This is a genomic window from Stenotrophomonas sp. STEN033 (assembly GCF_056856655.1).
The window spans coordinates 49,794-64,942 of sequence record NZ_JBXFWM010000009.1 but is presented as its reverse complement, the minus strand read 5'-3'; the positions used below and the strand labels follow the sequence as shown (position 1 = coordinate 64,942).

15 protein-coding genes are annotated in these 15,149 nt (G+C 63.7%); 2 read left to right on the top strand and 13 right to left on the bottom strand.

Translation table 11 applies throughout. The features are described from left to right. Positions 1–178: 178 nt before the first annotated feature. The 13 genes from AC1VXC_RS05270 to AC1VXC_RS05210 form a co-directional block, all read right to left on the bottom strand. Entirely contained in the window at positions 179–601 is a 423-nt protein-coding gene (locus AC1VXC_RS05270) for a hypothetical protein (protein ID WP_049404632.1), read from the bottom strand. Positions 602–645: 44 nt separating this feature from the next. Next, on the bottom strand, positions 646–3,072 hold the full coding sequence (locus AC1VXC_RS05265; protein ID WP_154352391.1) for a heavy metal translocating P-type ATPase: 2,427 nt from the start codon (positions 3,070–3,072) through the stop codon (positions 646–648). A 61-nt stretch (positions 3,073–3,133) separates the two neighbouring features. Continuing rightward, positions 3,134–4,063 (bottom strand): copper homeostasis membrane protein CopD, encoded by a 930-nt coding sequence (gene copD / locus AC1VXC_RS05260; RefSeq protein WP_182267825.1) that lies wholly within the window; start codon positions 4,061–4,063, stop codon positions 3,134–3,136. Between the two features lie 10 nt (positions 4,064–4,073). Further along, positions 4,074–4,457, bottom strand: coding sequence for a copper homeostasis periplasmic binding protein CopC (gene copC, locus AC1VXC_RS05255; RefSeq protein WP_017354979.1), 384 nt, complete (start codon positions 4,455–4,457; stop codon positions 4,074–4,076). Positions 4,458–4,619: 162 nt separating this feature from the next. Further along, positions 4,620–4,970 carry a four-helix bundle copper-binding protein gene (locus AC1VXC_RS05250; protein ID WP_026070601.1) on the bottom strand — a complete coding sequence of 117 codons (351 nt, stop codon included), beginning with the start codon at positions 4,968–4,970 and terminating at the stop codon, positions 4,620–4,622. 70 nt (positions 4,971–5,040) lie between these two features. After that, a complete protein-coding gene (locus tag AC1VXC_RS05245; protein ID WP_229301210.1) occupies positions 5,041–5,565 on the bottom strand; it encodes a DUF411 domain-containing protein in 525 nt (174 codons plus the stop codon). Positions 5,566–5,579: 14 nt separating this feature from the next. After that, the gene (locus tag AC1VXC_RS05240) at positions 5,580–6,089 is read right to left on the bottom strand and encodes a nuclear transport factor 2 family protein (RefSeq protein ID WP_026070602.1); all 510 of its coding nucleotides are present in this window, start codon (positions 6,087–6,089) and stop codon (positions 5,580–5,582) included. A gap of 19 nt (positions 6,090–6,108) precedes the next feature. Further along, a complete protein-coding gene (locus AC1VXC_RS05235; protein ID WP_026070603.1) occupies positions 6,109–6,879 on the bottom strand; it encodes a c-type cytochrome in 771 nt (256 codons plus the stop codon). A gap of 12 nt (positions 6,880–6,891) precedes the next feature. Continuing rightward, entirely contained in the window at positions 6,892–8,169 is a 1,278-nt protein-coding gene (locus AC1VXC_RS05230) for a copper resistance protein B (RefSeq protein WP_017354984.1), read from the bottom strand. Next, positions 8,166–10,037 carry a copper resistance system multicopper oxidase gene (locus tag AC1VXC_RS05225; protein ID WP_017354985.1) on the bottom strand — a complete coding sequence of 624 codons (1,872 nt, stop codon included), beginning with the start codon at positions 10,035–10,037 and terminating at the stop codon, positions 8,166–8,168. The genes AC1VXC_RS05230 and AC1VXC_RS05225 overlap by 4 nt, the downstream gene beginning before the upstream one ends. 115 nt (positions 10,038–10,152) lie before the next feature. After that, on the bottom strand, positions 10,153–10,572 hold the full coding sequence (locus tag AC1VXC_RS05220) for a CopL family metal-binding regulatory protein (RefSeq protein ID WP_080354476.1): 420 nt from the start codon (positions 10,570–10,572) through the stop codon (positions 10,153–10,155). 174 nt (positions 10,573–10,746) lie between these two features. After that, positions 10,747–11,097, bottom strand: coding sequence for a helix-turn-helix domain-containing protein (locus tag AC1VXC_RS05215; protein WP_049404629.1), 351 nt, complete (start codon positions 11,095–11,097; stop codon positions 10,747–10,749). Between the two features lie 74 nt (positions 11,098–11,171). Continuing rightward, a complete protein-coding gene (locus tag AC1VXC_RS05210) occupies positions 11,172–12,212 on the bottom strand; it encodes a DNA-binding protein (protein ID WP_017354988.1) in 1,041 nt (346 codons plus the stop codon). Between the two features lie 272 nt (positions 12,213–12,484). Here AC1VXC_RS05210 and AC1VXC_RS05205 point away from each other — a divergent pair, with 272 nt between their 5' ends. Beyond that, complete coding sequence (locus AC1VXC_RS05205; protein WP_017354989.1) at positions 12,485–14,065, top strand: ATP-dependent nuclease; 1,581 nt, start codon at positions 12,485–12,487, stop codon at positions 14,063–14,065. Then, positions 14,043–15,140: a UvrD-helicase domain-containing protein gene (locus AC1VXC_RS05200; RefSeq protein WP_017354990.1), complete on the top strand. Its 1,098-nt coding sequence runs from the start codon at positions 14,043–14,045 to the stop codon at positions 15,138–15,140. Before AC1VXC_RS05205 ends, AC1VXC_RS05200 begins: the two co-directional genes overlap by 23 nt. Positions 15,141–15,149: the final 9 nt, after the last annotated feature.

Genomic DNA, 15,149 nt, shown 5'->3' with positions numbered 1-15,149 from the left:
GGCGAGGGTGCAGGCGCCTGGCCGGCAGTCGGTCGAACGGGGATGCCATATCAGTGTCCTTGGGCCGACGCGACGCAGGTCGCTCGGACGAGGGCAGGAACACATGCCGTGACGCAGCCACGGCGCGAACGCACAGGACTGCGCCGCACAGACGTGCGGAGCAGTCAGCGTCCAGGCATCAGATCAGCAGGAGTGCCGCTGGATGGGCGGTAGGTCGGTGCCAGGCGGGTCTGGGCGGCGAATCCACCCATGTAGCCGTGACACCTGGCGCAGCATCCGCAATCGCGGCGATCGCAAGCCAGGAGAACCAGGCTTCGGCCAGCAGCGGCGGAATCGAAGGGATGCGCCCACTGTCCGCCGAGATGTCACCCTCGGTGCAGTGCGCGTCGCACACTGCCTTGCTCGCTGAGGGGAGCTCGGCATCGCAGCCGTGGCCATGGTCGTGTCGGGTGTCGGTGGCGGCAGCGACAAACGCCGCCGGCGTGACTGGGAGATCCAGGCAATCGCCATGGCCTGCGAGCGCGAACTGGGACCAGAGCAGGGCCACCATCGCGAGGAGGGCGGTGCGCTGGAACAAGTTCCGATGGCGGATGCGGACCATGGCGTGAGCTTACCTCTTACTGGAACCGATGCAATTGATCCAAGTCAATCCTTGGCCAGGCCCAGGGGCTGGCGCGGCACAGATGTGGTCGGCGAGGACGGTACGGCGGCCGACTTGGCAAGGCGAAGGGCGTTGGCCACCACCGACACCGAGCTCAAGCTCATCGCAAGCGCCGCGACCATCGGGCTCAGCAAGATCCCGAATGCGGGGTAGAGCACCCCGGCCGCGACCGGCACCCCCAGCGCGTTGTAGAGGAACGCGAAGGTGAGGTTCTGCTTCATGTTGGCCACGGTGGCCTGGGAGATCTTCCGGGCGCGCAGGATGCCCCGCAGGTCGCCCTTGACCAGGGTGATCTGGGCACTGGACATCGCGACGTCGGTGCCCGTGCCCATGGCGATGCCGACGTCGGCCGCGGCGAGCGCCGGGGCGTCGTTGATGCCGTCGCCCGCCATCGCCACCCGCCGGCCTTCGCGCTTGAGGCGCTGCACCAGCTCGGCCTTGTCCTCGGGGCGGACTTCGCCATGCACCTCGTCCAGGCCCAGCTCGGTGGCCACGGCCCGTGCGGTGGTGAGCCCGTCGCCGGTGGCCATGATGATGCGCAGCCCGGCGGCGTGGAGCTCGTTGATGGCCGCCGCGGCCGACGCCTTGATCGGGTCGGCAACCGCGACCAGCCCCGCCAGGCGCCCGTCCACGGCCAGGAACATGGCGCTCGCGCCCTCGCGGCGCATCCGCTCGGCCACGTCGACGTGCGCAGCGGGATTGGCGCCCAGGTCGTCCATGAGCGCGGTATTGCCCAGCGCAAGCGCATGGCCGGCCACGGACCCGCGCACACCCATGCCGGTCACCGAGTCGAAGTCCTCCACGCGGTCGAACTCGAAGTTCCGGCGTCGAGCCTCGGCGACGATGGCGTCGGCCAGCGGGTGCTCGCTGCCCTGGTCCAGGCTGGCGGCCAGGTGCAAGACCCGGTCGGCGTCGAAGCCCTCGAAGGCCACGACTTCCTTGAAGGCGGGGCGCCCCTCGGTGAGGGTGCCGGTCTTGTCGACGATCAGGGTGTCGATGCGGCGCATGTGCTCGATGGCCTCGGCGTCGCGGAACAGCACGCCCACCTGCGCCGCCTTGCCCGTGGCGACCATGATCGACATCGGCGTCGCCAGGCCCAGCGCGCAGGGGCAGGCGATGATCAGTACCGAGACCGCGTTGAGCACCGCAAAGGTCCAGGCCGGCTCCGGACCGAAGGAGCCCCAGATAAAGAAGGTGGCCACCGCGATCGCCAGCACCGCGAGCACGAACCAGTAGGCCGCGATATCGGCCATCCGCTGCATCGGCGCGCGGGAGCGCTGCGCCTGCGCGACCAGCTGCACGATCTGCGACAGCACGGTGTCGGAGCCCACCTTGGCGGCGCGGATCACCAGCGCGCCGGTGCCGTTCTGGGTCGCGCCGATGACCTGGTCGCCTGCGGTCTTCTCGACCGGAATCGGTTCACCCGTGAGCATCGACTCGTCGACGCTGGAGCGGCCTTCCACCACTTCGCCATCCACCGGCACCTTCTCGCCGGGACGCACGCGCAGGTGGTCGCCGACGTGGACGTGGGTCAGCGGGATGTCTTCCTCGGTGCCGTCGGCGTTGACCCGCCGGGCTTCCTTCGGCGCCAGGCCAAGCAGGCCCTTGATCGCCGCGGACGTTTTCGAGCGCGCCCGCAGTTCCAGCATCTGGCCGAGCAGGGTCAGCGAAACGATCACCGCCGCCGCCTCGTAGTACACCCCGACGCGCCCATGTTCGGTAAACGACGGTGGGAACAAGCCGGGTGCCAGCGTGGCGACCAGGCTGTAGCCAAAGGCGGCCGCAACGCCAATCCCGATGAGGGTGAACATGTTCGGGCTGCGGTTGCGGATCGACTGCACGCAGCGCTCGAAGAACGGCCAGCCGGCCCACAGCACGACTGGTGTGGTCAAGACCAGCTCGACCCAGGTCTGCACGTCGATCGACAACGGCAGGATCTGCACGTCGCCCAGCACGACACGCGGGAGGTACTGGCCGAACATGGCCAGCACGAGCGTCACCACAGTCAGCGGAAGCGTCCACCAGAACCGGCGCGAGAAGTCGCGAAGTTCCGGATTGTCATCGTCCTCCAGGCTCGGCATTTCCGGCTCCAGCGCCATGCCGCAGAAGGGACAGTTGCCTGGACCTTGTTGCCGGACTTCCGGGTGCATCGGGCAGGTGTAGATGGCGCGGGGCTGTGCCACCTCGGGTTCGTCCTGGGGCGTCAGATAGCGCTCCGGATCGGCCACGAACTTCGCGCGGCATCGCTCCGAGCAGAAGTGGAAAGGTGTGTCGGCGTGGGTCGCATGATGCTGCGTCGTGGCGGGATCGACCTGCATGCCACAGACCGGATCGGTGACCCGTCCATCCGCAGCCTCGACAGGGGCTGCGCCTGCAGAATGGTGATGGTCATGGGACGACGGTGAGTTCATGCCGATGCTCGCTTTAGTGGGGATGGACTGCCAAGGCAGTGTGCCATTGCGGGTTACACAGCTATTCGGGGCTGAGCGTCCCGAGCACTGAAACAACAATCAGGATCAAGATGGCCAGCGCGGCCTCAGCCGTAACACTCTGCCGCAAAGCCCGCACCTCCTGCGCGGGATCTCCGCTGGTCAGCGCTCGTTCCAAGCGCGGCACCAGCGTCCATCGGTGCAGCGCTCCCAAACCCAGCATTCCAGCGAACAGGGCCAGTTTGAACAGCAGCAACTTCCCGTAGGTGCTCTGGAACAGGGCCGAAAACGACCACGCGGTGAGATCCCCGTAGTGCGCGATGCCGGACACGATGAGCGCACCAACGAAGATCGTTCCCAGCGTCGAAAAACCATGCAGAAAGTCATGCGTTGATCGCAGACGCCCGCTGCCGTTCGTCTCTTTGCCGCGCAGCAGCATGGCAAGGAACATCAGGACCGCTGCGATCCAGCCGCCTGCCGCGAGAAGATGGACGATGCCTGCAGCAAGCCGGACCGCGCCTGCCAAGCCCTCGCCAGCGGCGGCGTGGCCGTTCCATGCCAGCGAAGCGAGTGCGCCGCCCGCCAGCATCGCCCCCAGCGGGAAGGCGGTCTCCACCTTCCCGCGGCGACGATGCCATCCGAGCACGAACATCAGGGCGACCAGCAGCGCGCCTCTCGCCATGGCTGCCCGGCCCGCGGACGTCTCGAGCAGATACCAGCCAAGCGATGCGCGATCAACCTCGGCAAGCGGCATTCCCATGATGCCCGCGGTCTTGAAGACGACATCGAGCCCGGTGAGCACGAGACCGGCTACGGCACCCGCCAATAGAACGCCTATGAGTGACCACCCGGCCAAGGCGTCGGCGAGTGCCGATCGACGCGACCCGTACCAACCGAAGAGTGGAACCCCGAAAAGAACCATGATGACAAGGTATTCCAGGAATCTCAGTGCATAAGCCGACAGGTCGAACATTCGCGACTCCTCAGCGCACCGTGAAGCTGAAGCTGCCCGGCATGGGGTGGTTGTCACCACCGACGGCGCGGTATTCCACGGTATAGACGCCCGGAGTCAGCGGCTGGGGCAACTTGGCACGCAGGGTCTTACCGTTGTTGACGATCTCGGTCGTGAAATTCTCGATCGGCATGGTGGAACTGCCGTGCTTCATGAGCAACTTGAGACGCGACGCCCGCGGAATCAATGTTTCGTTGAACACGAGATCGATCTGGCCCGGCGAAGCCACCACCGCATTTGCCGCCGGTGTGGACTGCTGCAGCGCGGCGTGGGCGTGCGCGATCTGCAGGGAGAACTGCCCAGCCGCAATCGCGAGGACGAGCGCGAAGGAGCGAAGGACGTTTGATGATTTCATAGGGATAAATCCTCATTGCGAATGTGATGCAAAGCCCCGTTCGGCGCCGTGCTGTGTTGGATCCGACAAGCGTTAGGTGTCGGGCTGTCACCGAAACCACGGTTGGTCGGCTTTTGATATTTGAGATGAGGATCCCGCCGCTCAGGCGGGATCCTCGACGCGTCAAGCCGCCATGGCGCTGCAGCTTTCCGCGCAACGGCGACAAACTTCGGCGCAGCGCGCCATCTCCGGGTCGTTCATGGCGTCGCATGCTTCGGCGCACTGGCGGCAGATCTCCGCGCAGGCACTGCAAACCACCGAGTGAGCGCTGGCGCCACGCAACATGGCGTCGGCGCTGGTGGCGCAGATATCGGCACACGTCGCCAGCAGGGCGATGTGCTCCGGGGCTGCGTGGGCACCTCCTTTGCTCAGGCAATAGTTGATGGTCTCAAGGCAAATCGCGTGGCATTGCGTGCAGTTGTCGATGCACTCGTTCATGGCCTGAGACCGGTGGTCTTCGGAATGGTGAGTCATGTGGATCTCCTGCTTCATCGCGGACGAGAATCGGCGCGCCCGCAACACCGCCCCCTGTTGCTCTTGCGGATCAATGCTGTGCGAAGGGTTCGGTGGTTCCGTCGTGATGGACCAGCTCGACCGTATACGGCTGCTGGCGTCCTTCCGGGACCTCCATGCCCGGCGAACCGAGCGGCATTCCGGGCAGGACCAGGCCGCGTGCGTCCGGCTTTTCTTCGAGGAGGCGCTTGATGTCCTCGGCCGGGACATGGCCTTCGATGACGTATCCGTCGACCTCGGCCGTGTGGCAGGAGCCCTTTGCATAGGGGACACCCAGGCGCTCCTTGACCGGACCCAGGTCATCCATGTCATGCACATCCACGGTGAACCCCGCCTTCTTCACGTGGTCGATCCAGCTACCGCAGCACCCGCAGGTCGGGGTCTTGTGGACGGTCATGCGTGGCAGGGCGGCTGGAGTCGCGTCGGCTGTTTCCGGGACGACCTGTGCAGTGGGCGCGATGGTGGATTGCGCGGGTGTAGCCGCTTGGGTGCAGGCACCCAGGCCGGCGACCGCAAAAGCCGCCCACGCCAGTCGGTTCAATCTGCAGGTTTTCATTTCTGGTTCTCCGCTTAGCGCTTGGTCCGCGAAGACCAGTGGATGTGGGCGATCCGCCAACCGTCGGTGGTCTGCTTCAGCACCATGGTCTCGGTGCTCTGGACGGTCAGTGGCTTACCGTCTTTCTGGGCGTGCAGCTCGCTTTCGGTTCCGACCCATGCGAACTCACCAGCGGTGCGTGCACGCTGACGGAGCAGCTGGCGATGGGCGCCCTTGAGGAATGCCGCATCGCTGACTGCGTGATGACCCAGATATTCCTCGCGGCTGCGCTCGGCACCCCCGGACTCGAGGATGAGGACGTCGGCAGCGAGCAGGGCTTCGACCGTGGCCAGATCGCCGCTAGACAGGGCCCTGTTGAAACGCTCCGCTACGGCGACCGCGGCCTCTGCAGTGACTGGGACGTCGACGTCCGCAGATGCCGCGGCAGCGGGGTGATGTGCGTGCGGCTGTGTCGCCTGCGCCATTGCGGGGGACACGACGGCCAGTGCCAGTGCGAGGGTGAACGAGATTGCTGTTGCGTTCATTGCGTGGGCTCCAAGGAGATCAATGGGTGTGCGCATGGCCGTCATCGGCCACGGGCGTGTGTGGTGCAGGGTGCGACTCCACCTTGCCGTCGGGATGGCCGTGGCTCACCAACCCGACTTCCGTGTCGCTGGGTGTCGGGCCGTGGTGATCGTCGTCCACGCCCGGCGGGTGCGCATGCGGCATGGAGTTGTTGCCCGGCTCGAATAGGGCAGGGTGATCCTCGGCCTTTTCGTCGTCATGGTGGCCTTGCGTCTCGCCGCCGCCATGCGAATGACCATCACTGCTGGCCACCAACGCCTGGTAACCGGCCTTGTCCAGCGTGGGCAGCTTCTGCAGGAAGGCCGACATGTTCCAGATGAACTCATCGTCCATGCTGCCGCCCCACGCGGGCATGCCGCTGGCCTTGATGCCGTGCTTGATCACCCAGAACGCCTCAGCTGGAGCGACCGACTGTTTGCTTAGGTTCGGTGGCGCGGGGTACAGGCCCTTGCTCATCTCGGTGGCCGCCGCCTCTGGCGAAAGATGGCAGGTCACGCACATGGCGTTGTAGTTGCCCGCACCCTGGCGGATACGCTCAGGATCATCCAGGTTCGTGGGCACCTGAAGCTTGGCGGCGCGCACCTCAATGGAACGCTCGCGCGCCGTTTCAAGTAGCGCATACACCGGGCGACTATGCGGATCGTCGGCGGCCACGTTGTACACGCCCAGAGAGACCGTGGCAGTTGCCGCGACCGCAACCAATCCCACGCCGGCACCGAGCCATACCCACATCCTTTTGTTGGATTTCATTGTCAGTTCCCCTTAGAACCAGGTACGAAGGCCGATGACCAAGCGCGTGTCTTCAAAGGACTCGCCATGCTCGCGTCGCATGTCTGCGGTATTGCCAAACGCGCGCTCGTACACCACGCCGATGTAGGGAGCGAACTTTCGGGTGAACTCATAACGAAGTCGTAGCCCCGCCTCAGCGGTACTCAGACCCGAACCTATCCCGCGCAATGGATCGTTCTTGCCATAGGCGGTGACTTCCACCAGCGGCTGCAAGATCAGCCGGTTGGTTAGCAGCAATTCGTACTCGGCCTCGACATTGGCGGCAGTCTGGCCCCCTTCGCCGAGATAGGCTGTGGCGGACACTTCGAACTTCATCGGCGCCAAGCCCTGTACACCGATAGCGGCGAAGTTTTGAGATGCCCCAGGCTTGAAGTCATGACGCACACCGGCCACCACATCCCACCACGTGGAGATACTGCGGCCGTAGAGCACTTCCAGATCAGCCGACTCGGTCTGACCATCCGTGCGTTCGCCTTCACTGCGGAGCCAGACGCGATTGAGGTCCGTACCGATCCAAGCCTGGCCCTCCCAGCCCAGCCCGGTGCCCGGATCGGCATCCCAGGCTTCCAGGCGATTGAGCAGCACGTAGCTCTTGATCGAGTTGTCATGCACCGGATGCGCGTGTTCCGGCGCGATGGCCGCCTTGCGATCCGCGTCCGTCACCGCGGGTATCGGGGTGCGCGGCTGCGTTGGCACTGCAGGCCCGTGTCCCATCTGACTGTGGTCCATGCCCTGCATCGACTGTGTCTGCGCTTTGGGCGTTGCGGGCGTGCTCGGAGGCGCGCCGTGCCCCATCTTGGAATGGTCCATCCCCTGCATCGCAGGCGTGGCCGTACTAGAGGTGTCGGCTGCAGCGGGCTGTGCCATCTGACTGTGATCCATGCCCTGCATCGACTGCGCCTGTGCTGTGGGCGCCGCAGGTGTGCTCGCGGGCGAGACGTGCCCCATTTGCGAATGGTCCATGCCCTGCATGGCAGGCTCGGCTGCTTTAGCCTGCGGCGCGGCGTGGCCCATCGTCGCATGATCGATCGTCGCTTCGCTCGGCTTGGCCGGTGTTGCAGGCTTTTGGGCTGGCGCAGGTTTTGATGTCGGCGCCTGTTGTGCAGAGTGATCCTGAGTCTGGGTCTGCGCGCCCTGCTCCATCGGCATGGAGCCGTGCTGCATGGATTGGGCGCTGGCCGCATTGGCCAGGGCCAGCGAGATAGCCAGCGTCAGCGCAGTCAGGGTGGTATCGCGTCTATTGATGTTCATTCGTCGACCCTCACCGTGCGCATCATTCCGGCTTCCATGTGATAAAGCAGGTGGCAATGGAACGCCCAGCTGCCCAACGCATCGGCACGCACGCGATACGTGCGTCGGCTACCCGGCGGCATATCCACCGTGTGCTTGCGCACCATGAAGTTGCCGTTGTCGTCCTCCACGTCACTCCACATGCCGTGCAAATGGATGGGATGGGTCATCATCGTGTCGTTAACCAATACGATGCGCATACGCTCGCCGTAGTTCAGCCGCAGCGGCTTGACATCGGAGAACTTCTGACCGTTGAAGCCCCAGGAGAATTTCTCCATATGTCCGGTCAGATGCAGCTCGATCTCGCGACCGGGGTCGCGTCCGTCAGGGTCTTCAAAGGTGCTCTTGAGCATGGAATACGTCAGTACATGACGGCCGTTATCGCGCAGGCCATTACCCGGATCATCCAAGCGCGAACTCACGCTCATGGCCTGGTTGTCCAACAGGGGATTGTTGGTCTCGCTGGCAGGGTGTGATTGCATGCCCCCGTGCTGCATGCCTGCCATGGCACCATCGCCGGCGGCGGGCATCGCATGGCCTGCATGGGCCGAGGTCGCGTTACCGCTGGCAGGTGGGGTCATGCCAGGCATGCCCATGGCCGCACCACAGCCGCCTTCCATGCCCTTGCTGCCGCCAGACATATCCATCGATCCATGATCCATGCCCATGTCTGCCATCGTCAGCAGCGGCCGGGGATCCACAGACGGAACGGGCGCGCGTAATCCTTCGCGCACGGCGAGCGTGCCGCTGACGTAGCCGGTGCGACCGGAGTCTTGGGCAAAGATGGTGAATGCGTCCTGCCCGGAGGGCTCCACGATCACATCGAAGGTTTCTGCTACCGCGATGCGGAACTCGTCGACGGAAACCGGATGGACATACAAGCCATCTGCTGCCACCACGGTCATCTTTAGCCCCGGAATACGCACATCGAAGTACGTCATGGCAGAGCCATTGATGAAACGCAGGCGCACCTTCTCGCCACTGCGGAACAAACCGGTCCAGTTGCCCAGCGAGGTCGTGCCGTTCATCAGGTAGGTGTAGGTGTTGGCGTTGACGTCGGACAGATCCGTGGGCGTCATCCGCATCACGCCCCACATCTTGCGATCTTCCAACGTGGCCGACAGGCCGTTGCGCTTCACATCGCGCGCAAAATCGCCGACCGTGCGCTTGTAGTAATTGTCATGGCCCGGCATCTTCTTCAAACGATCGAACAGGGCCGTCGGGTCCAGGTCTGTCCAATCGCTCAGCATCACGACGTAGTCGCGATCGAAGCTGAAGGGCTCCGGCTCCAATGGGTCGATGATGATCGGGCCATAGAGCCCGGCTTGTTCCTGGAACCCCGAGTGGCTGTGGTACCAGTAGGTGCCGCCCTGATGCAGGGTGAACCGGTAGTGGTAGGTCTCACCACGTCCGATACCGTCAAAGCTCAGGCCCGGCACGCCGTCCATGTTGGCCGGCAAAATGATGCCGTGCCAATGGATGGAGGTGTCCGCGCCATGGAGGGAGTTAGCGGGCAATGCATTGGAGACACGCAGGTTGACCGTGGTGCCTTCCCGCCAACGCAGCAACGGCGCCGGAACGGACCCATTGACGGTGATCGCGGTGCGGGTCTTGCCGGTGAAGTTCATCGGCGTCTCGCCGATGGTTAGGTCAAACTCGGTGCCCGATAGTACGTTGGGTTGTCCCGGGCCCTTGAGCGCCCAACTGGCTTTGGGCCAGAAACCTAATCCTGCGACTGCGCCTCCCAAGGCCAAGCCCTGGACAAATCGCCGCCGCGAAGGTAGCAGCGGCGGTCCACCGTGTGGACCACGAAAATCATCATGCGACATGAAAATGCTCCAAGCGTCGTGTTGCCACCGGCGGGCGGTGGTACAGAGCGGGCGGCTGGCCTATAAATAGGCATGCAAGCCACACCAACGGCGCCATTGCGGCGCTTAGGGACGCTTAGCCGATCGGTGGTCGGATCAGATGAGGCAAGGCAGGTGCCGCATGCCCTAGGGGCAGCGGCATGACATCCAGGCCCAAGGCCAGTTGCACCGAAACATGCAGGCGCGCCGGAAGTGCGCTCGCGCACGCGTGTACGCAGGCGCACCGGCACGCAGAAGACTTGCAACAGTCGGGACCGGCATGGTCGCCATGCCCAGTGCCAGCCCTTTCAATCGAGGTGGCATCGGGATGATTCTCAGCACTGTGATGGGCGACGCAGTCTTCGTCGCCTTGCACCGCGGCAGCCACTTCGCTGGCCTGCGCTTCCATGGCCGGGTTCATACTGATCGACGCAAATGCCGACCACGCGCCGTTAAGCACGAGCATGACGATCAGGAGCAGTCGCAGTAGAAGTGAGGAGGCTGACACGGGCGACATTGTAAATCACTTTAGACAAGGCGCGTGTGTATCGGTCGTGAACAAAATCTCAAGTAGGCCTGAGATGCCGCCACTTGTCAGTCGCACTAGTCACGGCCACTGCAGCTCCCTCCAGGAGCGCCCAATGGGCGGGTTGAGGCGAAGGGTTGCCCATAGGGCTAGCGCTTGTTCGGTTTACTTCTCGGGTGTGGCCTCGATCAGCTTCACCAACTCCCGCTTCTGCTGCTTGCTTAGCGAGCCCCAGCGCAGGAGCAACTTGGCCAGCAGATCATCGTCGGTGTAAAGGAAGGCGGCGGGGATCCCCAACGCTTGGGCCAACCGCTCAGCAGTCTCCAGCTTGGGCTCGTGCTTGCCACGTTCGTACTGGTTGACTCGGGGGCTGGCCACGTAAGGATCCAGACCGGCCCGGATGCCCAACTCCTTCTGCGACAAACCCGTGTGCAGGCGGGCTTGTTGGAGGCGTCGAGCGAAGGTCGGTGTTGAGTCGACGGACAAAGTCACGCGCACCCCCCATGGAAACCCCATAAGGATGGCGGATGTGGGGTTAAGCCGAGATACGTGCAAAAATGCCCCCCAGAATTTTTTTTTCTTCCGTGAAATCATTTGGTTGCCGGATTTTTGTTGGTACCTGAACTGTCGGCGCGATCGGGCCGCAACTGCGCCAGCAACTGCTCCAAGGTGTCCTGGCGCACACCGGCACGCAACGCTTCGGCCTCGGCTTGTTCACGCCGTTCTCGCTCCTTGGCCAAGTCGGCGTGAGCATTGGCCAGCTTGACCCGTGCGCTCTCCAACGCTTGGGCGTCCTGGGTCCAGCGTGCCAGCAAGGCCTGGTACTCCGCAGCCGTAAGCCGCAGCGCGTCCAGCTCCTTCCGCTGGTCGTCCGCAGCTTGCCGCACCTGCGCCAGTTCCCTCTCTAGGCGGCTGTGGCGTTCCAGCCACTGCCCGTTGTCGCGGTTGAGCTGAACCAGTTCGTGGTTCTTGGCGGTCAGCGCCTCGTTGGCCTGGCGCAGCGCGACCTGCAGTTCCTGCACCTGGTGCTCGTGGCGGCGCTGTTCCTGTTCGCGTTGGTCCTTGACCGAGGTGCGGTAGTGCTCCAACGCCTCGCGAGCATGCTGGTGCTTCTGCTCCAGCGACTGGGCATGCGCCTCGTGCTCCGCCAGCCGCGCGGTCAGTCCCGCGATCCGTTCGCCGAGCTGCGCGACCTCGGTGACCCGTTCGGCCAAGGCCTGCTGGGCTGCGGCGTGGGTCGTCTTTTCTTCGCGTAAGGCAGTTTCAATGCGCTGAAGCTGCGCGCTCAGCGTGGACGCCTCCTGCTGGGTGCGTTCCAGCGCCTCGCTACGCTCCTGCAAGTGCGCTTCGAAGCGCTGCCGGGCCTCGGCGATTACAGCCTCGGCCTCCTCGTGTAGGCGACCGGCAAGCCGACCGACCAGGTCCTGTAGCGCGTCGCTGACCGCGACCTTGGCGCCAAGGCCTTGCCCTTCATCTTCTTCCAGCTCCTTCAGGTAGCGGTGAATGGTTGTCTTGGAGCCGGTGTTGCCCAGCGCCACCCGCACCGCGTCCACCGACGGGTGTTTGCCCTGTGCCCGCAGCGCATCGCGGGCCTTCTGGATGTCGCTCTTGTACAAGCCGCCGCGTGCCATCGCACTCTCCGACTATTTCGTAATGTATTACATACCACGTAATTACATACCAATCAAGTTACACTACTCGCCGAGTACGGGTCGTATCTAAAGGCGGGATAATATTGAATTATCCCGCGTAACCAGCGTTTCGGCCATTTCAAGTCGTCAAAACAGTACGAAACCGCCCAAGGCTGGCGATCCCTGGGTAGTTTGGCCCAGAGCGGAAAGGAGGCCAGCCGGGGTGCAAGCAGGCGCCGCCACCGAACTCGTTGGCCATCAAAGGACTGTGCATGCCGATCGAACGTATCGTCATCGACAATTTCAAGTCGTTTCGCCATCTGGACCTGCCCCTCAACGCCCACATGAACCTGGTGGTGGGCGACAACGAGGTCGGTAAGTCCACCCTGCTGGAGGCCATCCACGTGGTGGTCACCGGGCAACTGCATGGGCGCAATCTCGCCTACGAGCTCACGCCCTACCTGTTCCACCAGCCCGCGGTGCAGGAATATCTGGCGACCCTTGCTGCAGGCACGCCGGCTTCGCCGCCACGGATCTCCATCGAAGCCTATCTGGGCGCAGATGTCGCGCTGGCGTCGTTGCGCGGCACCAACAACTCCCTGCGCTTGGATACCGCCGGCATCCGGCTGCTGGTCGAGCTCAACGACGACTACCGCGAGGAGTTCAACGCCTACCTGCAGCAGCACCAGGGTGCGGTCAGCCTGCCGGTGGAGTACTACACGGTGCGCTGGTATTCCTTCGCCAACAATGGCGTCACCGCTCGCAGCATTCCGTTCGATTCGACCATCATCGACACTCACGGCATCAAGACCTTGTCCGGTGCCGATCGCTATATCGCCGGCATCATCGATCAGGCACTGACGCCTGCGCAGCGCGTCTCGCTGTCGTTGAGCTTCCGCCGCATGCGGCAGAGTTTTTCCGAAGAGGCGGACGTGGCGGCCATCAATGCGTACCTGACCGAGCACACCGGGGACATCAGCCACCGGGCGCTGACGGTGGGTGTGGACACATCGCCGCGCTCAACATGGGAAACCAGCTTGTCACCTTACCTGGATGAGCTCCCGTTCACCCAGGCCGGCAAGGGTGAGCAAAGCGCGGTGAAGATGAAGCTGGCGATGCACGCGGCCGGCGCTGCCCACGTGCTGCTGATCGAGGAGCCGGAGAACCATCTGTCCTATTCCAGCATGACCCAGCTGATCGACAAGATTGCGGCCCTCTCCACCGCCCAGCAGGTGATCATCGCCACCCACAGCAGCTTCGTGTTGAATAAGCTGGGCGTGGACAACGTGATCCTGTTCAGCGCGCAGGGCCAGATGAAGCTGGACCAGCTGCCGAGCGATACCCATGACTATTTCATGAAGCTGCCGGGCCACGACACGCTGCGATTGATCCTGGCCAAGCAGGCGATCCTGGTGGAAGGCCCTTCCGACGAGCTGATCGTGCAGCGCGCCTACAGCGACCACCATGGCGTGGCGCCGATGGCTCGCGGCGTAGACATCATTTCGGTCAAGTCGCTGGCATTCAAGCGCTTCTTGCAGATTGCAGATCGGCTGAAAATCCAGGCCAAGGTGATCACCGACAATGATGGCGATATCGCCGTTGTGCAGGAGCGCTATGCCGAACACATCAACGCGATCTATTACGATTCCGACGAAAGCGCCCCATCGCTGGAAGAGCAGCTGATCAAAGCCAACTCGCTGGCCGAACTCAATACCGTGCTGGGCAAGACGTTTGCCGATGAGGTGGCGCTGCTCAAGTACATGAAGGGCCATAAGACCGATACGGCCCTGGCGATCTTCAACAGCCCGCACTCGATCAGGTTCCCGGACTATGTCCAGCGCGCCATCACCTAACCGGGTCCTGCTTTCGGCGGCCGGCTCGGGCAAGACCACCTTGCTGGTCCGGCAGGCCCTGGAGCGGCCTGGGCGTCGCATCGCGATTGTCACCTACACGCTGGAGAATCTAGAAGAGATCCGGCGCTCGTTTGAGGTCCACGCCGGTGCGGTCCCCGTGCATGTCACTTTGCACAGCTGGTATGGCTTCCTGCTGTGCCAGTGCATCCGCCCGTACCAGGCAGCGCTTTGCCCTGAGCCTCGCATCGAGACCATCCTGTTCGTAGAAGGTGTCACCAATAACAGGGCCCCACGCACCCAGGTGGCGCGCCACTACTTGGCAGGCAACCGGATGTATTCGGACCGGGCGGCCGATTTCGCTGTGCGCTGCGATGAGCTCACCCAAGGTCAGGTCATGGCACGCCTGGCGGCCATGTACGACGAGCTCTACATCGACGAAGTTCAGGACCTCGCCGGCTTTGATCTGGATCTGGTCGAGCGGCTGTTGAAGAGCGGCATTGCCATCACGTTGGTGGGTGATACGCGGCAGGCGACGTATGCCACCAACTATGCTCAAAGGCACAGCCAGTATCGTGGACCCAATCTGGCAGCGCTGTTTCAGATTTGGGAGGCGGACGGCTTATGCCAGCTGGATCACCGCCTCATCAGCCTTCGCTGCGTCCAGGCCCTGTGCGATATGGCGGACACGCTCTATCCGCAGATGCCGCGAACCCAATCAGGCAATGGCGAGGTCACCGGGCACGATGGCATCTACCTCGTCGCTCCAGCGGATGTTGAAGCGTACATGCAGGAGTTTGCGCCCACCGTGCTCCGGCATGACCGGCGGCAAGCGTGCGACGGACTACCGGCCGTGAACTTTGGGCAGTGCAAGGGCCGCACCTACAGCCGGGTCCTCATCTTTCCGAACGGCCCGCTGACACAGTACCTGCGCACGGCAGATGCAGCGCGTATCACCGCCCCACCAAAGTACTACGTGGCCTTCACCCGGGCGCGGCAAAGCGTGGCCTTTGTGTATGCCGGCGCGTGCGCGTTGCCGGGTTATCAGCTCTATGCGCCCGCCAACGCAGACGCATAGAGCCACGGG